The organism is Burkholderia sp. BE17, from assembly GCF_009362305.1.
Lineage (GTDB): Bacteria > Pseudomonadota > Gammaproteobacteria > Burkholderiales > Burkholderiaceae > Burkholderia > Burkholderia pyrrocinia_C.
The window spans coordinates 68,292-90,524 of the sequence record NZ_WHNU01000023.1; the positions used below are offsets into that span (position 1 = coordinate 68,292).

Here is a 22,233-nt window from a genome sequence, read left to right on the forward strand (position 1 = left end):
CGGATCCCGTTCATTCCCTCGAACCGACCGGATTTCAAGGAGAAGTTAAATGTTTCATGTCAATCATCAAGTCCGCTTCCTCGACCTCGTCGACCTCGAGACCCGGGCACGCGACGGGCTGGTCGATATCGTCAACCGGCTCGAGTCGCTGAAGCGGCCCCTGGTCGCTGCCGAGCGGCAGCAGCTCGCCCTGTGCAAGGCCATTCTCGACGTGGTCTACGCCAGCAAGACGGCGTCCGACGACGAGGCGGAAGTCTGCGATCCGCTGTTCGTCGCCACCCGCGAGCTGCTTGCCGGCAAGTCGCTAATCAACCCGCCGCTGCGTACCGAGAAAAACGGCCAGCTGATCTTCGGCCCGGGCAGCGCGAGCGGCGCAAATGGCGCGAACGGCGCGAACGGCGAGGATCCCGAGCAAGCGTCGATCACGCTGGTCGCGCTGGTGCTGGGCATCCTCGCGGTGGACGGGGCCACGCCGCCGCCTGTGACGGTCGCGGACGGCAAGATCGTGCCGGACGACGGCAACGGGCTGATGAACGCGTTCACCCGCCAGTTCTTCGCGGCGGTGGGCGAAGCCAATTCGTACGGGGCGCTTGCGCAGCGGGTGCTGGCGCTGCTATGCATCGAGGGCGACCCCGACGGCCGCCACGGCCAGCAGCCGGGCGTGGTCGCCACCGAATTCGCGCGGGTGATGCGCGGCCTGCAGGCCCGCAAGATCCAGGCCGACGAGCCGCAGTTGCGCCGCCGCATCAACGAGGAGCTGAACACCGTCCAGAACATCGGCGGCGAGGACGCGATCGCCGATCTCGGCATCGACCTGCCGAACCTCGAGGATCTGGAGGACGCGAACATCGTCGCCGACAATGTGCGCGTGATGGGCCCGATGATCGTCGCCGCGATGTTCGACGAGCTCAAGGTGTTCCAGGTGGTCGACCGCATCGTCGAGCAGTTCCAGCACGGCACGCTGCCGATCGGCCCGGGCAATGCCGGCAAGCTGCTCTATCGCTACTGGCGCGAAACGCCGAACCGCATCTCCGAGCAGGAGCGCAAGAACTTCGCGGCGATCACGCTCGGCGTGCCGGGCGGCGATCCGAATACGGCCGGCAACCGCGAATTCAACGACCTGTGGATCCGCTTCGTGTCGTCGGTGTCGTCGTTCGTGCGACAGACCGAGGTCGACTCGTTGCTGCGCGCGAGCGTGCCGAACCCGATCAACCACCAGCAGGTGCGCAAGGCCGCCCGGGATCTCGCCGGCAACCTGTCGCTGCACGGCTACGGCATGGCGCATTACGCCGCGCGCGAGATCCAGTCGCAGGTCAAGTTCATGATCGACCTGCTGCAGGACCCCGAGATCCGCGGCTGCTACGGCGCGAAGGACATGTGGCAGGTGATCGACCAGGTCGCGACCTACGATCTGGGCGGCGCGCGCACCAGCTCGCGCTATCGCACGCTGGCGACCTGCGGCACGATCATCACCGCGTGGCTGGCCAACAACGTCGATCGCGTCAACAAGGCGACCGGCCCGCTGCTCAGCATCGACCAGATCGCCAATCCCGACGTGTCGTCGAACCACAAGTCGACCGTCGATCCCACCGACTACGACCTGGTCAACGCGTGCGAACTGTGGCTGGCCGATACCGCGACCACCGATACGCAGATCGAGCAGTTCTCGCAGCCGCGCGAGGCGCCGCAGATGACGTCGAAGCCGGTGCCGATCCCGGCGATGGCGCGCGAGATGCTGGACGGCGTCGGCGATATCGGCGCCGGCATCGGCCTCGGCCTCGGCACGGGCGTGCCGGTGACGGCGGGCTACGGCGTCGGCACGCACAACGGCGCGAGCTACTACTCGAACCGCCCGCACTGAACCGGCGTTGCGTGCGCTGCGCCATCCCCGAACCCTGCCGGAGCCGAGCCATGCCCCTGACCTCAATCCGCGAGCCGGTCGTCGCCCGGGTCGAACGCCGCCTGAAGAGCGCCGCGCGAAGCCTCGGCACCGCCGATCCTTTCGCGCCGTCGCGCGACCTGTTCCTGCGCACGTTCGGCGACGGCGCCGACGACCTGCGGTTCCGCGACAACGCGCTGATGCCGATGGCGGTGCCGTTCGAACCCAGCTTCTCCGAAAGCCAGCCGGGCAAGCTGCGTTTCACGATCGAGCCGCTGCCGCCGGAGGCGTCCGCGATCGACCGGCGCGACGCGTCGACGCGCGAAATGCGCAAGCTGATCCGCGACTTCATCGGCCGCGAAGCGCTGCACTGGTTCGACCAGGCGAGCGAGCCGTTCCGGGGCTTCGCCCGACCGGGCGGCAACCTCGACTACGGCGCGTTCTTCGGCTCCAGCTACGATCGCGACGGGCTCTACGCGTCCAAGGTGTACTACGAGCTGCCCGGCGACGCCGGCACGATCGAGAACCTGCCGCGCGACCTGGCCGGCATCGTCCAGGCCGCGCTGCAGATGGTGCCAGGGCTCAAGCCGCTGTTCACCACGATGGCGGCCCAGCGCGACCTCGGCGGCCAGCGGCTCACGTTCGCATGCACCAGGGCGCTGCGGCTCGCCGATCTGCAGCCGGTCATGGACGCGCTCGGCATCGGCCATCGCCTGCCCGGCATCATGCAGCTCCTGGGGCTGGTGCTCGGCGGGCGGTTCGATCTGCCGCCGCACGGCGCGCTGCTCGCGTTCGGGCTGGGACCGGACGGGCCGGATTTCGAGCTCTACGTGCTGCTCTCGGCGATCCCCGACGTGCCGCCCGCGTTCCTCAGCCTGCTGACGATGGGGCTCGCCGAGCGTCCGCGCGGGCTGCAGGCGCTGGAGCAATGGATGGGCGCGTTTACGCCGGAGGACGCGCATTGGCCGGGCCGCTTCTCGATCATCAGCCTGCGCACGGACGCGGCAAGCCCTGCGCGGGTGAGCCTCTACCTGCGCCCCATCGAGTTCGAGTTGCCGGTCGACGCGTTCGCCCAGGCCAGTTGAATCCGAATCGCTTCGTCACGCGTTTCCCGCGAGGTCGCCATGTTCCAGCAAGCTGCCCGTCCCACGCCGATCGCGCCGCCCCCGCGCGCCGCCGCGGCCGCCCCGCGTCACACGCCGCCGGTGCCGGCCGACGCAGTGCGCCACGGCGTCGCGCAGATGCTGACCCGATCGCAGGCCTTCAACGCGATGCCCGACGCCGATCGCCGCGACATCGCCCGCAACACCGCGTTGATCGCCGATTATCTGGCGCGGCCCGAGGGGTTCGCCGGCCACGAGATTCCGGGCGGGCTGGGCAACGCCACGGCGCGCGCGCTCGACGACAACACGGATCATTCGGCGCAAGAGAAGAATTTCGACGACCACAACCAGGCAGTCGAGGCCATCGGCAAGTCCAAGTTCACCGCGTCGGCCGCGCACGAAGGCGCCGCGGTGGCGGGCGAGCTGCTGAACCAGGTCAAGTTTCCGACCTTCGTCGCCAGCCTGATCAGCGGCGTGTTCCAGTCGATCACCCACAGCTCGATCGAGCAGATGAAGGCGTATCAGGAAATGATCGCGCAGGTGGCGAAATCGCTCGGCCAGTTCGCCGACGAGCACGTGACCGAGAACCAGGCGCGCGATCACATGGTCGACCAGTTTCCCGACCTGTTCCAGATCGGCATGGACGACAGCGGCGATACGCCGAGCCCGCGCGTGCAGGTGCGCGACGGGGTCGACCCCGACGAAGCGTCGAAGACCGTGCGCGCCCGCCTGCAGATGGGCGACGGCGACACCTTCGACCTGTCCGACGAGGCGTCGGAACTGGCCATCGTCAACCGCTTCAAGATGCAGCTCGCCAAGCAGCGCCAGCAGATGCTGGCGTCGATCGTGCTGATGGGCATCAACCGCATCGTCGTCACCGACGGCAAGATCTCCGCGAAGATCATCTACGACGTGCGCGCGCAGGACACGCTCTCCAAGCAGCGCAGCGCCACCGCGGTCGACCTGGCCCGCGACAAGGACGGCAACGTCCAGACGACCCATGCCGGCAAGGGCACCTACGACCGCGGCGGCAAGTACGACTCCAGCAACGACAAGGACAACGGCCGCCAGTACAGCGCCGACTACTACGCGAAGGGCGACTACGAATACGAGAACAAGCCGATCATCACCGCGTCGACCGCCGCGTCCGAAACCAGCAACGCGGCGATGCAGACCAAGATCCAGCTGTCCGGCGCGGTCGACGTCAATTTCAAGAGCGACTACCTGCCGCTCGACAAGATGGCGACGCCGCAGATGATCGCCACCATCACCGGCAACGCGACGCCGGCCGATCCCAACGTGCTGCCCAGCCCGAAAACGCCGGCGGGCGCCGCCCCGCCCGCCGCCGCACCCGCTGCGGCTCCGGCCGCTGCACCGGCTGCCGCGCCGGCTCCGGCCAGGGGAAACTGAGCCATGCGCCTGTCCGCTCCCCCCGACGCGCTTCACCCGGTGCGGCCGCCCACGAGCGCCGCCGCGTTCGACGCGACGCGGCCCGAGGTGCGCCGCCTGCTGACCGCGATTCCGTCGTTCCTCGACCTGCCCGACGACGAGCGCCGCCGCATCGCCGCCGATACGGTGCGGGTGCTCGCGTACCTGGCCGATCCCAACGGCGTGCATGCCGAGATCGCCGAGCGCGAGGCGAACGGCGAACTGCCGCCTACCGGCCTCGCGCGCCCCGTCGCCGCACCGCGTCCGGTGCCGGCCGCCGCCGCGCTGGCCGACGATCCCGTCACCGCGACCAAGCGCCAGCTGTCGCAGGATCCCGGCTTCGCCGGCAAGGACTTCCAGGCCGGCGCGGTCAAGCAGGGCGTCGAGCAGTTCGGCCAGATGGTGCAGAAGGTCGATTTCCCGAAATTTGTAGGAGGCCTGATCAAGAACGTGTTCCAGGCGATCGTCGAAAGCTCGATCGAGCAGATGCGCGCCTATGGCGAGCTGATCGCCAACGTCGCCAAGACCACCGCCCAGTTCATGAGCGACAACATCAGCGAGGGGGCCGGCCGCGACTATCTCGCCGATTCGTTCCCGGACGTGCTGTCGGTGCAGGCGCAGGACGGCGCCGACGCGTTCGACGCCGACAGCGCCGGCGCGGCCGCCGCCGCGGCCCCGTCGCGGCTGGTGGCGCAAGGCGACAACGCGCAGCAGCGGCTCGCCGAGATCAGCCGCAACTACAATCTCGATCCGCCCGTGACCGACCTGTCCGACGACAAGTCCGAGCTGCGCCTCGTCACCGCGGCGCGCCTGCAGATGGCGAAGCAGCGCCAGCAACTGCTGTCGTCGATGGTCATGCTCGGCATCAATCGCATCGTCGTCACCGACGGGTCGATCAACGCCAAGGTGGTGTTCGACATGCGCGCCAGCGACACCGCGAAGCGCACCTATACCGCGTCGATGCACGACCGCGAGAGCCAGAAATACAAGGAATCGCTCAGCGCCCATTACGGCAGCTGGTACACGCCTTATTCGGCCGACGCCGCTTTCGAGGGGCAGCAGGAACACGTGGCCACCGTCGGGTCGGCGCTCGACGACACCAGCGAATCCAAGGCCGAGGTGAAAGCGAAGCTCTCGGGCGAGGTCCGCGTCAACTTCAAGAGCGACTACCTGCCGCTCGACAAGATGGCGACGCCCGAGATGATGTCGGTGATCCAGGGCAACTCGACGCCGTACAACCCCAACAAGCCGGCTCCCGCCGCCGGCTTGCCGGCCGGGCAGCACTGAATCATGGCGCGCATGCTCATCGCCCCGCTGGCGGATGCCGGGCTCGCGGTTGCCATCCGGTCGGGGGAGCGGCTCGTCGAGCGCGCCACCGCGCACGGCCTGGCCTTCGCGCTCGACGAGCTCGGCGACATTGCCATCCCCGATCCCGTTGCCGCGCGCGTCGACAAGGCGCAACTGCGGGCGCTCGCGTCGCTCTATCTGGCGGCCGATCTCGAGCCCGCGGGCGTGATCCCCGCGGTCGAGGCGCTCGCCGGCTTGTCCGCGAGCGGCGCCGTCGGCGTCGATCTCGGCGGCGCGGGGCCGCTGGTCGCCAACTGGTGGCGCCACCGCGCCGAGAAGCTGGCGGCCGGCGAACGCGCGGCGTTTTATTCGCGGTTGTTCGGCACCGCGTACGGCCCGGCGGCGGCGGATGCCGAGCGCAACGTCCAGTTCGAGGAGTGCATGCTCGCGCTTTGCGAGGCGCTCTACAAACTCGACGAGACGCCCGGCGCCGACCCGCGCGGAGATCTCGGGCACCAGGCGCGGGTCCGCAACGCCGCCCGCTCGCTCGCGCAAAACCTCGGCGCCGCGTGTACCGGCGTGACCGCGTTCATGGCCGGCGAGATTGTCGGCATGCTCAGGGACGCGTTCGCGATCCTCGGCCATGCCGACATGCGTCAAGGCTTCGCTGCGCGCGACATCTGGGGCGTGGTCGCCGCCATCGGCCGGCTCTCGCGCCAGCCGCCGCGCCAGCCCGCCGCCCATGTCCGGCGCGGCAAAGCCGGGATGACCGTGATCGCGTGGCTGGCGGACGTCGCGGATGCGCTGGGCGGCGCGTCGCCGCTGGTGACCACCGACAATCCGGTGATTGCCGCCGCCGCCGAATGGATCGAGGCAACGCTCGGCCTCGGCGAGAAACCCGACGGCCAGGCGCCTGCCGCGCCGGACGCCGGCCGCGGCGTGCCGCCGGCTTTGGGGCCGGCTGCGCCGGAGAACCCGTGGGCGGCACTCGGACGCTGACATGAAACCTCGTCGCTCAGGCCGTCGCGATGCGGGCGGCACAACCGGGATACCGAGGGCGGTGGACGCGCCGTCGCCATCCCGGCCGCGCGCCACGCGTCGCGGGATGCGCGCCGCGCGGCGGAGCCGCTGAGATGGCGGCAGCCGCGCGCCTTGCGCGTTCGCCGGTGCTGCGGCCCGACGTTCGCCACCGTGTCCGCGAACTGCTGTCCGCGCAGCAGGGCTTCGGCGCCCTCGATCCGGCCACGCGCCGCGATCTCGCGTCCGGGCTGGTGCGGATCGGCTCGATCGCGCTCGACCACGACGCGCTCGCGGCGCGTCCCGGCGCGGCGCTGGCCGTCGCGCAGAACGCCGGCTCGGACTATTCGGGCACCGCCATCGACAGGATGGCCGGCACCACCCGGGCGGTGCTCGACGCGGTGTCGTTCCCGCGCTTCGTGACCGAGCTGATCACGGGGGTCTTCAAGGCGATGAACGATTCGAACCAGCAGCAGCTGACCGCGTTCGTCGACCTGATCCGCAACGTCGCGCAGACCACCGAAGGCTTCGCGGACAGCAACGTCGGCATCGCCGGCGCGCGGCAGTGGCTGGCCGAGCATTTCCCCGCCGCCTACCAGGTCACCGGCGACGACGAGGCCGCGGACGATGCCGACGAATTGGCGGGCCTGCCGCCGGACGAGCGCCGCCAGCGCCAGCAGGAGCTGCAGGCCGAGCGCGATGCCGCGACCCGGCTGACGTTGCGCCCGGGCGCGTCCCCGCCGGCCGAAGCGGCGCTGCGCAGCGCACTGGGAATGGGGCCGGGCGACGCGGTCCCGGCTTCCGATCCCGAGCGCCTGGTGCCGCTCGCACAGCAGGTGCTGGCCCGCAACCGCCAGCAGTTGCTCGCGACGATGGTGCAGATGGGCCTGCAGCGCATCGTCATCGAAAGCGGCCGGCTCAACGCCGCGATGAATTTCCATATCGATGCTAGCAGCGCCGCCGCCAACGACCGCGGCTCGCAATTCGACACGCGCAACACGGTGGGCGTGAGCGGAGGCGCACGCTTCGGGCCCTGGGGCGCGGAGGCCAATGTGCAGAGCACGATCGGCTACGTGTCGACCGACCGGACCCAGACGACCGAGAGTTCGCACGCCGACGTCAACCTGACGAGCGGCATCGAGCTGGTGTTTCGTACGGACTACGTGCCGTTGAACCGGCTGGCGGGAGTGGGCGATGTCGAGCGCATCCGCGTCAACACGATCAATCCGGATGCCGAAGCGGCGCGCCTGTCCTCCGATCGCGCCGCCCTGCGCAGCGCCGAACAGGCCGACCTGGCAGCCCGACGGACCTCGCTCGACGGCGGGCTGCGCCCGCCGCCCGGCGCCGCGCCTGCGGCTTCGGGTTCCGCCGCTTCAGGCTCGGCAGGGGGAGCCGGCGCCGGCCAAGCGTCCGCGTCGCCACCGGCTGCGGCGCACACGTCCGCGCAGCCGCCGCCGTCCGGGCCTGGCGCCGCAGCGTCCCCGTCGCCCGCGCACCCCGCGGCGGCGGCACCTCGATCGCCTGCCGGCGCAACGGCAGCGGGACACCGCGCAGCGTCCTGAGCGCGCGCACCGGCAGCCGTTCCCGAAGCGTCCGCTTTTCAGCGTTCGTAGCACTGAACATCCCCTTGGGTTTCGAGCTGGCGCCGATGTTTCCCGAGCACCGCGTCTACTGCCGTCGAGCCATTGGTTTCTTCGCTTGTCGGCATGCATGATCACGCTCGCCGGCCTGAATGCCCCGCAGATAGTGGCGCATAATGTATCGATGTCGACCCTTGGCAGGAAGAGGGTTTTATGCGCTGCGCAATATGCGGGTCCGAGAATCCTCCCGGTTCGAAGGTCTGCCAGGAGTGTCAGGCCGTGCTGTCCCGCACTTGTCCGCAATGCGGGCATGAGGCCGAGCCGGCAGCGCGCTTCTGCAGCAATTGCGGGGCGTCGCTGGCTACCCCCGCCGCTGCGCCGTCGTTTTCTCGACCATCGGGTCGGGATCCGCCGCCAACCCCCATTCATTACACGCCCGATCATCTTGCCGAGCGGATTCGTGCCGAACACGCGGCCATGGAAGCGCGCGGCGAGCCCGCCGGCGAGCGCAAGACCGTTACCGCGCTGTTTGCCGACATGGCCGGGTCGACCGCGTTGATCCACGATCTCGATCCCGAAGTGGCGCATCGCCTGATCGTGCCCGTGGTCGAGCTGATGATGGAAGCCGTCCACTACTACGAAGGGTACGTAGCGAAATCGCTCGGCGACGGCATCCTCGCGCTGTTCGGCGCACCGATCGCCCACGAAGACCATGCGCAGCGAGCGCTTTTTGCTGCATTGCGCATGCAGCAGGCGATGCGGCAGCATGGCGACCGCATTCGTCTGCGGGAAGGCATTCCTCTGCAAATTCGCGTCGGCGTTCATACGGGCGAGGTCGTCGTCCGTTCCATTCGCACCGACGACTTGCACACCGAATACGATCCGCTCGGGCATACGATCCACATCGCGTCGCGGATCGAGGGAATCGCCACGCCCACGTCAATTCTCGTCAGCGAGTCCACCCATAAGCTGGCCGAAGGCTATTTCGAGTTCAAGGCGCTGGGGGCAACGCAACTCAAGGGAATTCCCGCGCCGCTGTGCGTATACGAGGTGCTTGGCCTGGGGGCGTTGCGCACGCGCCTGCAGCTGTCGGCGCATCGCGGTCTCGCGCGGTTTGTCGGCCGTGAACCGGAAATGGAACATCTGAACCGGGCGCTGGAGGCAATGAGGGGCGGGCATGGGCGCGTGGTCGGCGTCGTGGGGGAGGCGGGCGTCGGAAAGTCGCGCCTTTTCCACGAGTTCAAGGAGCGTTCGCGGCGTGGCGCGCTGGTGTTGGAGACGTTTTCGGTCTCGCACGGCAAGGCGTTTCCCAATTTGCCGCTCATCGAACTCCTGAAGAACTATTTCCAGATCACGACGCAGGACGACGAGCGGCGCTGCCGGGAAAAGGTCATCGGCAAGGCGCTCACGCTCGAGCGCAGTTTCGAGGACCTCGTGCCATACATCCTCTATCTGCTTGGAATCGGCGAAGGCGGGACGAGACTGGTCGAGATGGATCCACAGATCCGGCGCGACCGTACCTTCGACGCGATCAGGAAGCTTCTCGCGCGAGAGAGCCGGAATCAGCCGGTTCATTTGCTGTTCGAGGATCTGCAATGGCTGGACCGCGAGACAGAAGCGTTCCTCACATACCTGGTCGACCACGTGCCGGACGAGCGAATACTCCTGTTGGTGAACTACCGGCCCGAGTATCGGCCCGTGTGGGACCGCGCGGTTCATTGCAGCAAAATCCGTCTCGAACCGCTTGGTCCATCCGATGCTCAAGGACTGCTTACGGCGCTGCTCGGCGAGGATCGCTCGCTCGTGCCTCTAAAGCAGCTCATTCTGGAGAAGACGGAGGGCAACCCGTTTTTCATGGAGGAAGTGGTCCAGACGCTTGTCGAAGAGAAATCGCTGCTCGGCGATGCCGGGCATTACCGCATCGTGGAGACCCCGGCGACGCTGCATATTCCCACCACCGTGCAGGGCGTGCTGGCTGCCCGGATCGATCGGCTTCCCATCAAGGAAAAGGAACTGCTGCAGGCGCTCGCGGTGATAGGCCACGAGTTTCCGTTCAGCCTGATCCGGCGAATTTGCAGTGAAGCGCCGGCGCGGGACGATGAACTGCGTGGCCTGCTCGCCCATCTGGAAGCGGCGGAGTTCATCTACGAGCGACCGGCCTTTCCCGAGGTCAATTATTCATTCAAACACGCGCTGACTCAGGAAGTGGCCGGGCGCTCGTTGCTCACGGAGCGGCGTACCACGCTGCACGAGCGCACTGCGCAGGCGATCGAGGTGCTGTTTCCGACGCGCATCGCCGATTACTGCAGCGAACTTGCGCACCACTACAGTCAGAGCGGAAACATTCCCAAGGCTGTCGAATATCTGCATCGTGCGGCGCAGCAGGCGCTGCGTCATGCTGCCCACCCCGATGCTATGAATCACCTCGGAGCGGCGCTTGCGCTGCTCAAGCGTTTGCCGGATACACCGATGCATGCGCATTGGGAACTGACGCTGCTGCTTTCCCTCGGGCCGGTCTTGATGGATGTCCGTGGGTATGGCGCGACAGAGGTGGGCGTGACATACAGGCGCGCGCTCGAGTTATGCGAGCGGACCGGTGAGGCATCGCAACGCTTTGCGACGCAGTTGGGCTTGCGGATACACCATGTGGTGCGCGGCGAGTATGCGATCGCGACCGATCTGAGCAACCAGATGCTCGGTATTGCCAGGGATACGAATGATCCGGGCTTGCTCGTGGAGGCGCATGGTGCGCTGGGCGCGTGCTTTTTTCTGCAGGGCGATTTCGGCGCTGCTCGCGCAAACCTGGAACAGGCCTGCGCGATCTACGATCCGAAGCAGCATCAGGCACACGTCTTCGCACACGGGGTGGATCCCGGTATCCGGGCTCTGAATTACCTCGTATTGACCTTGTGGTTTCAGGGATATCCGGAACAAGCGCTCAAACGCAGCGCTGAAGCACTCGCGCTCGCGCAGGGCCTTTCTTATGGGCCATCCCTGGCGTTCAGTCTTACCTACGCAGCCCACTTGCATCAAATGCGGAGGGAGCCGGTGCTTGCCGGTGAACGTGCGGATGCGGTCATTGCCGTTTCGACCGAGCACGGATTGCCTTACTGGCTCGCGTGGGGGATGCTTCTGCGAGGCTGGGCGACGAGCGAGCAAGGAAACATCCAGGACGGAATCGCGCAGATGCGGCTGGGCCTCGACGCGCAACGGGCAGCCGGCGGCGAAGACCTGCGGCCATATTCTCTCGCGTTGCTCGCCGACAGCTACTGGCGTGCGGGTGATGAGAGGGCGGCACGAGACACGCTGGAAGAGGCGATGGCGATCGTCGAGAAATCCGGTGAGCACTGCTACGAAGTCGAGCTCTGCAGGCTCACGGGAGTCTATCTGGCCGAAGCGGCGATCATGGACGGCACCGCACCTGCACGCGATGACGAAGCGGTGGACTGTTTTCACCGAGCGATCGCGCGAGCGCGCCGGCAGGGTGCCAGGGCGCTGGAATTGCGGGCAGCGTCGGACCTTGCGAGGCTGTTGCAACGGCAGGGGAAGACCGTGGAGGCAAAGCGGGCGCTGTCCGAGGTGTACAGCTGCTTCACGGAAGGATTCGACACGAGCGACCTGCGAGAGGCGAAAGCGCTGCTGGATGCATTGGACGCACGCGCAGGATGAACGGACCTGCGGCGCACGACGACGTATCGCGTGACGACGTACCGCCCGTTGCCTGCCGCTGCTCCGCATGACGGAGAGCTGGGGAGACGGGCATGACGATCACGCACACGAGACGCCGCAATGATGGACCGCGCAAACCGATCGCGCTGGCTTTGCAGGGCGGCGGGATGCACGGCGCCTTTACCTGGGGCGTGCTTGACAGTCTGCTCGAAGACAGCAGGCTCGAAATAGAGGGTGTCAGTGCAACCAGCGCCGGCGCGATGAACGCCGCTGTACTCGCATACGGGCTGCAAAAGGGGGGCGAAGACGGTGCGCGCCAGGCGCTGCACGACTTCTGGCACGCAGTCGCGCAATCGGCGGAGCGCTACAACCCGCTGCGTTGGGTGCCCTGGCTGAAGGGCACGCACAGCTTCGGGCTCGATCATTCGCCGCTTTATGCATTCGCCGACATGATGCTGCGCGTTTTTTCGCCCTATCAGTTCAATCCGAACAACCTGAACCCGCTGCGCGAAGTGCTCGAAAGCCAGGTCGATTTCGATGCGCTGCGCAAGCACTGTCCGATCCGGTTGTACCTGTGCGCAACCAATGTCGAGACAGGGAAAATACGCATCTTCACGGGAGAGGATGTCAGTGCCGACGCGGTACTTGCATCGGCATGCGTGCCGACACTGTTCCAGGCGGTCGCAATCGACGGCGAGTACTACTGGGATGGCGGCTACATGGGTAATCCGGCCATCTATCCTCTCATCTACAATTGCGCGACGCGCGACGTCGTGATCGTACACATCAATCCACTTGTACGCCGCGGTGTGCCAATCGCGGCTGCCGAAATTCTCAACCGTATCAGCGAGATCAGTTTCAACTCGTCGCTGATGCGCGAGATGCGAGCAATCTCGTTTGTCACCGACCTGATCCAGCAAGGCGCGATAAAACGCGGCGAGATGAAGGAAATGCTGATCCATTCCATTCGGGCCGACGACGCTCTGTGCGCGTTGAGCGTATCGAGCAAGTACAACGCGGATTGGGGATTTCTCAGCGAACTGCATGACTACGGGCGACGCGAAGCGGATACGTGGCTCGCGCATCACTACGGAAACATCGGACAGCGGTCGAGTATCGACATCCGCAGGGAATTTCTCTGAGCGCATCGCGGTAATGTCGGCATCGGGCGATCATGCGTAGCCGCCCCGGGCCAAGGAGCGAACGTGAACCGGACGCAGGCGCGGTTCGTCGCGTTGTGGTCGTGCAGCGGCGGGACACAGGCCGAGGATGTGTATCGCATGCTGGCGCGATGCTATACGGAGCCGGCGCGCCATTACCATACGCTCGCGCATGTCCGGCAATGTTTGCGTCACCTCGACCTGGCGCGCGACTCGATTCCCGAACCGGACGCCGTCGAGCTCACGCTGTGGTTCCATGACGTGATTTTCGTTCCGGGCGCGCGAGATAACGAGCAGCGTAGCGCGGACTGGTTCATCCGCCAGGCCGGGGGGCGAATCCGCGCGTGCGACCGTATCTGCGAGATGATTCTCGCGACGACCCACTTGGGGCTTGCCGCAGAACCGGATACCCGTTTTGCGTGCGACATCGACCTGGCAGCGCTTGGCGCTTCTCGAAGCAGATTTCGCGAAGACGGCCGCCTCCTCAGGGCGGAGCGCCCCGATCTTGACGACCGGGCTTACGACCTTCATGAACGGACCATTCTGCGCGGGTTGCTCGCACGCCCGCGCATCTATCTCACGGATTTCTTCTACACGCGCTGCGAGACGCGAGCGCGCAAAAACTTGAGCTGGCGGCTGGGCTTGCCGATTCCGGAATAACGACGACAAGCTGCCGGTAGTCGAGCAAGCAGATATCGGACATCGTTGCGGAGATTGCGGCCGCGTTGGAGCAGCAGAACCGCGGGGGCGAACAGGTCAATCAGGCCGTCGTGCAGATGGATACGATCACGCAGCAGAACGCGGCGCTCGTCGAGCAAGCGGCAGCAGCGGCACATTCGCTGAACGAGCAGGTGACGAACCTGAACGACGCCGTGGCGGTATTCAAGGTCCAGGATGGTGAATCATCCGATTTGCATCGGGCGTGCGCATCGAGCACGTCCGGGGGAAACGGCCGCGAAAAAGTCCGAACCGGGTCCGATGTACGTGCCGCTCGGATGTGAGCAGCCTCCCAGTCACATGCCTGGGTAATTCGGCCCGCCGCCGCCTTCCGGCGTGACCCACACGATGTTCTGCGTCGGGTCCTTGATGTCGCAGGTCTTGCAGTGCACGCAGTTCTGCGCGTTAATCACCAGCCGATCGCTGCCGTCGTCGTTCTTCACGAATTCGTACACAGCCGCCGGGCAGAAGCGCCCCTCCGGCCCCGCGTACGTGCGCAGGTTCACGTTCACCGGCACGTTCGCATCCTTCAGCGTCAGGTGTGCCGGCTGGTTCTCCTCGTGGTTCGTGTTCGAGATGAACACCGACGACAGCCGGTCGAACGTCAGCTTGCCGTCCGGCTTCGGATACTCGATCGGCTCGCACTGCGACGCCGGCTTCAGCATCTCGTGGTCCGCGTGCTGGTGGTGCAGCGTCCACGGCACGTTGCCGCCCATCACCTTCTGCTCGAGCCCGACCATCAGCGTGCCGAGATACAGCCCCTTCGCCATCCACTGCTTGAAGTTGCGCGCGCGGTACAGCTCCGTGTACAGCCACGACTGCTTGAACGCATCCGGGTACGCGTTGAGCTCGTCCGACTGACGGCCGGCCTGCAACGCGTCGAACGCGGCGTCGGCCGCCAGCATGCCGGTCTTGATCGCCGCGTGGCTGCCCTTGATCCGCGATGCGTTCAGGAAGCCCGCGTCGTCGCCGATCAGCGCGCCGCCCGGGAATACCGTCTTCGGCAGCGACAGCAGCCCGCCCGCGGTGATCGCGCGCGCACCGTACGACACGCGCTTGCCGCCTTCGAGGAACGCGCGGATCGACGGGTGCGTCTTGTAGCGCTGGAATTCCTCGAACGGCGACAGGTACGGGTTCGTGTAACCGAGGCCGACCACGAAGCCGGCCACGACCTGGTTGTTGTCCATGTGATACAGGAACGAGCCGCCGTAGGTATCCGACTTCAGCGGCCAGCCGGCCGTGTGGATCACAAGGCCCGGCTTGTGCTTCGCGGGATCGATTTCCCACAGTTCCTTGATGCCGATCCCGTACGCCTGCGGATCGGCATTCACGTCGAGCTTGAACTTCGAGATCAGCTGGCGGCCCAGATGGCCGCGGCAGCCTTCGGCGAACAGCGTGTACTTCGCGTGCAGCTCCATGCCGAGCTGGAAGTTCTCGGTCGGCTCGCCGTCCTTGCCCACGCCCATGTTGCCGGTGGCGACGCCCTTCACCGAGCCGTCGTCGTTGTAGAGGACCTCGGCGGCCGGGAAGCCCGGGAAGATCTCGACGCCCAGCGCTTCCGCCTGTGCCCCAAGCCAGCGCGTGACGTTGCCCAGCGAGATCACGTAGTTGCCGTGGTTCTTGAAGTTCTCGGGCAGCGCCCAGTTCGGCGTCTGCACCGCGCTCTTTTCCGACAGGAACAGGAAGCGGTCCTCGCTCACCTCGACGCTGAGCGGTGCACCCTGTTCCTTCCAGTCGGGGAACAGTTCGGTGATCGCGCGCGGGTCCATCACCGCGCCCGACAGGATGTGCGCGCCGATCTCGGAACCCTTCTCGAGCACGCACACGCCGATCTCGGCGCCTTTCTCGGCGGCCAGCTGCTTGAGCCGGATCGCCGCCGACAGCCCGGCGGGGCCGCCGCCGACGATCACGACGTCGTATTCCATCGATTCGCGCGGGCCGTATTGATCGGCAAAGGTCATATCAGGCATGTCTTCACTAGTCGTGTCGTTCAGTGCGGGATCGAATGGATTGCGATCGAGATCAGCCTGGACCCGGGAGCGACGGGGCACAGATCGAGCTCCTCGACGCGTCCCTCGACCCACAGGCCTTGCATCGAACCCAGCGAGACCGCGCTCAGCAAGCTGCTTTCGACGCGCCATTGCCCGGACGCGCTGATCAACAGTTGCGCAGGCGCGGGCGTGATCCGACGCGAATGGGTCGTCACGGTGACTGCTGCGCGACATGCGTCGCGCCGCGTCATTACGTTAAGGACTGTCGTCGAGCGCGTCATGCCGCTCGTCCACACGAGGAGATCGCCGGGAAAGCACGCCGGCTGCGTGGAGCGCGCGATCAGCTGCCCATCCTGCACGTTCAACTCGACCTGCGTATCGTCGATCGGGACGAGCGTGCGATCCATCCCCGGAAACTGCGAGAAGCGCGCCGATCCGTCGAGCGTTGCGAGGCTGACTCGCCAATCGGCGACGCCGCCGACGCCGATGTGCCGGGCGACGGTCCTCGTCACGCCGGCCCCGTTTGCCCACGCTTCGGGCGCAATCTGCGCGCAATCGACGAATTGCACGCTCGGATAGCGATGGGAGGAAGGTGCGGGATGCACGGCGCTATCGCCAACGGACGACGCCGGTGTCATGCGCCGTCTCCCGCGCCAACGTGACGCTCGAGCGCGGCTATCACGTCGAACAGGTCGCCAACGAAACCGATATCGGCGAATGAGAAAATAGGGGCGTCCGGATCCTTGTTGACCGCGACGACGAGCTTCGAGTCCTTCATGCCGGCGAGATGCTGCACGGCACCGGAAATGCCGAATGCGAGGTAGACATCGGGCGCGACGGTCTTGCCTGTCTGGCCCACCTGGATCGCGTTCGGCGCATAGCCCGCGTCGACCGCGGCGCGCGACGCGCCGAGTGCCGCGCCGAGCCGCGCCGCCAGTGCGCCGAGCCTTGCCATGTTGTCGCCGGACGCTAGCCCGCGCCCGCCCGATACGACGATCGGCGCGTTGTTCAGATCGAGGCCGGCCGCTTGCGTGCTGTGCCGCTCGAGCAGCGTCGTCACCGGGAAGGCCGGCGGATCGTCAAGCGCCGCGACGGGGGCCGGCTGGGCGCGCACGCCGGCGGGCGGAAACGACGATGCGCGAACCGTCGCAAAGGTTTTCGCACGCGCGCTCGTCACCGTGGCGACGATACTGCCCGCATAGAGGCCGCGAACGAAGCGATCGTCGTCCGTTATTGCCACGACGTCCGCGACGAACGCGCCGCCGGCGACGGCGGCCGCACGCGGCAGCGCGTTGCGGCCCAGCGTGCGATGCGCGGCGACGAACAGCGAATAGCGCGGCGCCAATTCGCACAGCACCGCCGCCAACGCTTCAGGCGGGATGGCAGCGGCGTCTGCCGCAACGAGATGGAGCACCTGCTCGACACCTTCGATCATGGCCGCCGCCGCTGCAGCGGCCGGGTCGAGGGCCAGCACGTCGACCGGCTGGCGCCGCTGAACGGCGGCGGTCACGATGCGCGCCGTCGATTCGGCCAGTGTGCCGGCGGATGTTTCTGCGATGACGAGCGTTCTCATGCGGTGGCTCCCGAATGAACGAATACGTTTTGTGCGGCGAGCGCGGCGACGAATTCTGCAATATCGGCCGCGCGGGTGCCCGCTCGGCGGATCGCGGGTTCGTCGAGGCGGACGGTGTGCGTGGCGGGCGCCAGATCGACGCCGAAGGGAGCGGCATCGATGATCGCGAGCGGCTTCTGCTTCGCCTTGACGATGCTCGGCAGCGTCACGCGGCGCGGTTCCGCGAGCCGCAGGTCGGCGCTGATCACGGCGGGGCCGGCGAGCTGCCATGTGGCCGTTCCCGCATCGTCGCCGCAGGTGACGCGCCAGCCGGCGCCGTCCGGCGCGAGGCCGGTCGCGTCGAGCGCCTGCGGCCAGCCGAGCAGGCCGGCGAGCATCGGCGCGACGCCGCCGGTGTCGTCGTCGATCGCCTGCTTGCCGCACAGCACGAGGTCGTACGGCGACCTGACGATGAACGTGCGCAGCAGGTGCGCGACACCCGACGAATCGAGCGACGCGCCCGCGTCGCCGGTGTCGATCAGGACCGCGTCGTCCGCGCCCATCGCGAGCCCGGTGCGCAGCACGTCCTGGCATACCGGCAGGCCGCAGGTGACGACAGTGACATGCGCGGCGTGACCCGCTTCACGCAGACGCAGCGCCATTTCGATCGCGCATTCGTCGAACGGGTTGACGGACATCTTGAGGCCGGCCGTATCGATCGTGCCGCCCGTGCCGATACGGACGCGGACGTTCGGATCGACCACGCGCTTGATGGGGACCAGGATCTTGAGAGACATGATGTCGGCTCCGAAAGAAGGCGGGTCAGGACACGGCGCCGAGGCCGTACTTGCCGGTCAGCAATGCGCCCGTCGCAAAGCGTTCGAGCGCGTAAGGGGCGAGCGAGACATCGGTCGGGAGACCGAGCGCATGCTGCGCGAGCAGCTTGCCGATCCCGGGCGAAAGCTTGAAGCCGTGGCCGGAGAAGCCGAAGCCCACGACGAGCCCGTCGATGTCGCCGACGTTGCCGAGCACGGGGTTCCAGTCCGGCGTGACGTCGTAGACGCCGGTCCACGACGACGCGAGCCCGGCCGTTTCGTACGCGGGGAAGCGCTCGGCGACCTGCGCGCCGACCTCGGCGACGTAATCGAGGGAGATGTCGCCCTGTTCCGTCTCGGGCGCATTCAGCGTCTCGCCGACCACGCCCTCGGACACCAGCATCTGGCTGCCGCCGTAGCTGCGGTAATACAGCATGCCGGGCGAGCCGAGATCCTTGAACGCCGGCATCTTGAACGAGTAGTGCGCATCGCATTCGAGCGCCAGCACGGTGTGGCGCTCGGGCTTGACGGGCAGCGGCACGTCGATCCAGCCCGACAGTTCGGGCGTCCAGATGTTCTGCGTACTGATCAGCGTGCCGCAGGTGAAGCGTCCGGCGGTCGTGTCGACGCCGACGACGCGGCGGCCCTCGCGCAACACGCCGGTGACGGTCGTGCCTTCGAGAATCTTCACGCCGCGGCGGCGCGCGGATTTCGCGAAGCTGGTGGCGACGAGATACGCGTCGGCGAATCCGGCCTCGGGCTCGAAGCCGATCAGCGCCGCGTCGTCGAAGCGCGCGATCGGCAACCGCGCTTGCGCGGCCTGCCGGTCCAGCAACTGGACCTCGATACCCATCGCACGCTGTGCGTCGAGCGACGCGCGCAGCGGCTCGAGCTTGTCGCCGTCCGGCGCGCAGATCATGTATCCGCACTTGACGAGGCCGCACGACGCCTCGTCGTCGCCGACGTATTCGGCGAAGTTGTTGAAGGCCCACCAGGATGCGCGCGCGAGTTCGACGTTCTGACGCACCGAGTAGTGCGTGCGCAGCAGGCCGGACGATTGCGACGTCGTTCCGGCGCCGATCGACCCGCGTTCGACGACAAGCACGTTGCCGGCGCCGAGCGACGCCAGATGATGTGCGACGGATGCGCCGATCACGCCGGCGCCGATCACGATGAAGTCGGAATGGCTCATGATTCCCTCTGGGTAGGCAGTGAGCCGATTCTAGAAAGTACGGGCGCGGCCGAATTTTGTATTAGGCAAACTTATGCTGCGTCCCCGGAAGTGCTCATCTCGCGCCAGGGCCGCCCGATCCGGCGCACCATCCGTTCCATGCCGCCGGTCCGCCGAATCCGGCGTCTACCCGGGAGAAACGATGAGACGCACCCCACCGCCAATCGATCTGCGGGCGCTAGAGGCGTTCGTCACCGTCTGCGAGACCGGTTCGATGACCGCCGCGGCCAAGCGGATCGGCGTGAGCCAGAGCGCGATCAGCCAGGCGATCACCGCGCTCGAGCGCGAGCAGGGCACGGTGCTGTTCGACCGGGACAGCCGCCCCCCGCGCCCGAATGTCGCCGGGCGTGCGTTGCTCGAACTGGCTCGGCCGCTGCTGGAGCATGCGCAGATGGTCAGCGCGCGCGTCGGCGACGCGTCGGACGCCGGCCGGCTGCCGGTGCGGCTCGGCTGCGTCGATTCATTCGCCGCGACGGTCGGCCCGGAGTTGATCCGGGCGGTTTCCGGCACCTCCCGGCAGATCACGATGTGGTCCGGGCTGACACCCGGGCTGAGCAAGCAGCTGCACGATCGGGAGCTGGATGTCGCGGTCTGTACGCAGACCACGCTGAACGATGCGCGCATCGTCGAGATGCCGCTGTTCTCGGAGGCGTTCGTCGCGGTCGTTGCGCGCAGCCACCTGGCCGGCCGCCCGAAGCTCGACTGGCGCACGCTGGCGGCGGAACTGCCGCTGATTCGCTACACCGCGCGTTCGGTGATCGGCCAGCAGGTGGAACGCTACGCGCGGCACCTCGGCATCGACAGCCCGAAGCGCTTCGAATTCGACGCGACCGATCCGCTGCTGAGCCTCGTGGTCGCGCGGCTCGGTTTTGCGATCTCGACGCCGCTATGTCTGTGGCAGGCGCGGCACTATCTCGCCGAAATCGAGGTATTGCCGCTGCCGTCCGGACGGCTCGGTCGGCGGGATTTCTTCCTGCTGCACCGTCAGGGCGAGTGGGAAGATTTCGTCAGGGAAATCGTCGCGTTGACTCGGACCGTCATCGACCGCTCGATTCGGCCCGCGCTCGAACGCGCGTTGCCGCATCTGCCCGACGACGCGCTGCTTTGATTTCCACGGAGTGCCATATGACCGAACTGTTTGCGTTGCAGCGGGGCGACGCGCCGCTGCTGATTTCGATTCCCCATCTCGGCACCGGGATTCCGGCGCCGCTGCGCGACACGTACTCGGAGGCCGCGCTGACGCTCGCCGATACGGACTGGCATCTCGACCGCCTGTATGCGTTCGCATCGGAATTCGGCGCCACGGTCCTTGGCGCGACCGTGTCGCGCTATGTGATCGACCTCAACCGGCCGCAGAACGACGAAAGCCTGTATCCGGGGCAGACGACGACCGGGCTGTGCCCGACGGAGACTTTCTGCGGCGAACCGGTTTACCGGGAGGGTGGCGCGCCCGACGCGCAGGAGAAAGCGCGCCGGGTACACGAATACTGGCAGCCGTATCACGCGGCGCTCGAAGCGGAACTGGCCAGATTGCGTGCGCTGCATGGAAACGTGTTGCTGTGGGAAGCGCATTCGATTGCGAGTGTGCTGCCGCGACTGTTCGACGGCAAGCTGCCGGACCTGAATCTCGGCACGCAGGACGGCCGCACCGCCGCGCCGGCGCTGCTCGCCGCCGTGGCGCGCGAAGCCGCGGCGAGTCCGTTCACGTGGGTGGCCAACGGCCGCTTCAAGGGCGGCTATATCACGCGGCGGTTCGGCGAGCCGTCGTGTGGCGTGCACGCGATCCAGCTCGAGATGTGCCAGTCGACATACATGAGCGAGGCATTTCCGTTCGCATACGACCCCGCTCGCGCGGCGGCCGTGCAGCCGACGCTGCGCCGGATGATCGATGCGGCGCTGGCTGTGCTCGCGACGTTGCCGCCCGCCTCAGCATAAGCACTCCTGATACATCTTCGTAACCGCGGTTTCCGTTTCAGTGCGCCGTTGCACCGTATTCAACAAGACGTCGCACCGCGGGCAGGCAGGATCGATTGAACAGATGAAACGACACACCGCACGCATTACGCCGAAAGTGTTTATCAGTGGGAATCTTTGATTCACATAGGGAAACTTGGCACGGAGCTTGCATCGTATTCGGCGTCACGCTTCGGTCTGCTGGCCGTAGACGAAGATGGACAGGAACTGGATCGGCGTCTTGATCAGGCGTTCCGGGCCATGCGGCACGTCACCCCGGAAGGTCAGCGTGTCGCCGGGATGGAGGATGTAGGTCTGCTGGCCGTGGCGATATTCGATCACGCCCTTGAGCATGTGGATGAACTCGGTGCCGGGGTGCTCGAAGACGGGAAAGCGTTCCGCCTGATCTTCCATCGTGATCAGGAACGGCTCGAAGAGCTTGCGCGGGCCTTGGTCGTAGGCAAGCAGATGGTAGGTGTGGCCGCGTTTGGTGCCTTTGCGGACGACTTCCATGCCGGCGCCCTTCTTGACGAGTTGGGCGCCGCCCTGCGGAACGTCGAAGTTGCGGAACAGCGTCGACATCGACACGCCGAGCGCCTGCGCGATGCGGTGGAGTACGTCGAGGCCGGTGGAGGTCTGCGCGTTCTCGATTTTCGAGAGCATCCCGCGGCTGATGCCGGCCTGCTCGGCGACCTGTGCGATGGTCAGGCCGTGATGCTGGCGAAGCTCGCGGATCGTCGAGCCGAGATACCGTTCGAGCGGTGGTTTGCTGTCGTCTGCGGTGGACATCGTCGGCCTCGGTAAAAAAGGGCAGGGTAGCAGATTGTGGCGGCGCCGCCGCGGGAGGGAGT

Annotated in this window: 17 protein-coding genes and 1 pseudogene; 12 read left to right on the forward strand and 6 right to left on the reverse strand. The window is 66.9% G+C overall.

All coding sequences use genetic code 11. From position 1 onward, the window contains the following. Nucleotides 1–49: 49 nt before the first annotated feature. From GD429_RS20630 to GD429_RS41175, 10 genes and pseudogenes are all read left to right on the forward strand, one after another. The gene (locus tag GD429_RS20630; protein ID WP_152859389.1) at nt 50–1,861 is read left to right on the forward strand and encodes a hypothetical protein; all 1,812 of its coding nucleotides are present in this window, start codon (nt 50–52) and stop codon (nt 1,859–1,861) included. Nucleotides 1,862–1,911: 50 nt separating this feature from the next. Beyond that, nucleotides 1,912–2,964, forward strand: a complete 1,053-nt coding sequence (locus GD429_RS20635; protein WP_152859391.1) for a hypothetical protein — start codon at nt 1,912–1,914, stop codon at nt 2,962–2,964. A 39-nt stretch (nt 2,965–3,003) separates the two neighbouring features. Next, entirely contained in the window at nt 3,004–4,392 is a 1,389-nt protein-coding gene (locus GD429_RS40535; RefSeq protein WP_193727149.1) for a hypothetical protein, read from the forward strand. Nucleotides 4,393–4,395: 3 nt separating this feature from the next. Next, nucleotides 4,396–5,697 (forward strand): hypothetical protein, encoded by a 1,302-nt coding sequence (locus GD429_RS20645; protein ID WP_063835090.1) that lies wholly within the window; start codon nt 4,396–4,398, stop codon nt 5,695–5,697. Nucleotides 5,698–5,700: 3 nt separating this feature from the next. Beyond that, nucleotides 5,701–6,696: a hypothetical protein gene (locus GD429_RS20650; protein WP_152859393.1), complete on the forward strand. Its 996-nt coding sequence runs from the start codon at nt 5,701–5,703 to the stop codon at nt 6,694–6,696. A gap of 134 nt (nt 6,697–6,830) precedes the next feature. Further along, entirely contained in the window at nt 6,831–8,276 is a 1,446-nt protein-coding gene (locus tag GD429_RS40540) for a hypothetical protein (protein WP_193727150.1), read from the forward strand. 231 nt (nt 8,277–8,507) lie between these two features. Further along, a complete protein-coding gene (locus tag GD429_RS20660; RefSeq protein ID WP_152859397.1) occupies nt 8,508–11,963 on the forward strand; it encodes an adenylate/guanylate cyclase domain-containing protein in 3,456 nt (1,151 codons plus the stop codon). A gap of 92 nt (nt 11,964–12,055) precedes the next feature. Next, nucleotides 12,056–13,105, forward strand: coding sequence for a patatin-like phospholipase family protein (locus GD429_RS20665; protein ID WP_152859399.1), 1,050 nt, complete (start codon nt 12,056–12,058; stop codon nt 13,103–13,105). A 138-nt stretch (nt 13,106–13,243) separates the two neighbouring features. Further along, the gene (locus GD429_RS20670; protein WP_152859481.1) at nt 13,244–13,783 is read left to right on the forward strand and encodes a hypothetical protein; all 540 of its coding nucleotides are present in this window, start codon (nt 13,244–13,246) and stop codon (nt 13,781–13,783) included. A gap of 26 nt (nt 13,784–13,809) precedes the next feature. Beyond that, a pseudogene (locus GD429_RS41175) lies at nt 13,810–14,124 on the forward strand (hypothetical protein); the annotation flags it as partial. Nucleotides 14,125–14,136: 12 nt separating this feature from the next. Here the strand turns inward: GD429_RS41175 and GD429_RS20680 are convergent. The 5 genes from GD429_RS20680 to GD429_RS20700 are packed head-to-tail and all read right to left on the reverse strand — an operon-like array spanning nt 14,137 to nt 19,390. After that, nucleotides 14,137–15,810 carry an electron transfer flavoprotein-ubiquinone oxidoreductase gene (locus GD429_RS20680; RefSeq protein ID WP_415748948.1) on the reverse strand — a complete coding sequence of 558 codons (1,674 nt, stop codon included), beginning with the start codon at nt 15,808–15,810 and terminating at the stop codon, nt 14,137–14,139. A gap of 20 nt (nt 15,811–15,830) precedes the next feature. Beyond that, a complete protein-coding gene (locus GD429_RS20685; RefSeq protein ID WP_152859403.1) occupies nt 15,831–16,469 on the reverse strand; it encodes a HutD family protein in 639 nt (212 codons plus the stop codon). After that, nucleotides 16,466–17,404 (reverse strand): electron transfer flavoprotein subunit alpha/FixB family protein, encoded by a 939-nt coding sequence (locus GD429_RS20690; RefSeq protein ID WP_152859405.1) that lies wholly within the window; start codon nt 17,402–17,404, stop codon nt 16,466–16,468. Before GD429_RS20690 ends, GD429_RS20685 begins: the two co-directional genes overlap by 4 nt. Next, nucleotides 17,401–18,180 carry an electron transfer flavoprotein subunit beta/FixA family protein gene (locus GD429_RS20695; RefSeq protein WP_152859407.1) on the reverse strand — a complete coding sequence of 260 codons (780 nt, stop codon included), beginning with the start codon at nt 18,178–18,180 and terminating at the stop codon, nt 17,401–17,403. Before GD429_RS20695 ends, GD429_RS20690 begins: the two co-directional genes overlap by 4 nt. A 25-nt stretch (nt 18,181–18,205) precedes the next feature. After that, nucleotides 18,206–19,390: an NAD(P)/FAD-dependent oxidoreductase gene (locus GD429_RS20700; RefSeq protein ID WP_152859409.1), complete on the reverse strand. Its 1,185-nt coding sequence runs from the start codon at nt 19,388–19,390 to the stop codon at nt 18,206–18,208. 181 nt (nt 19,391–19,571) lie between these two features. On the opposite strand from GD429_RS20700, the gene GD429_RS20705 reads away from it, so the two are divergent. Then, nucleotides 19,572–20,537 carry a LysR family transcriptional regulator gene (locus GD429_RS20705; protein ID WP_152859411.1) on the forward strand — a complete coding sequence of 322 codons (966 nt, stop codon included), beginning with the start codon at nt 19,572–19,574 and terminating at the stop codon, nt 20,535–20,537. A gap of 17 nt (nt 20,538–20,554) precedes the next feature. Continuing rightward, complete coding sequence (gene hutG / locus GD429_RS20710) at nt 20,555–21,364, forward strand: N-formylglutamate deformylase (RefSeq protein WP_152859413.1); 810 nt, start codon at nt 20,555–20,557, stop codon at nt 21,362–21,364. Between the two features lie 204 nt (nt 21,365–21,568). Here the strand turns inward: hutG and GD429_RS20715 are convergent, their stop codons facing one another. Next, nucleotides 21,569–22,171 (reverse strand): helix-turn-helix domain-containing protein, encoded by a 603-nt coding sequence (locus GD429_RS20715; RefSeq protein WP_152859415.1) that lies wholly within the window; start codon nt 22,169–22,171, stop codon nt 21,569–21,571. Nucleotides 22,172–22,233: the final 62 nt, after the last annotated feature.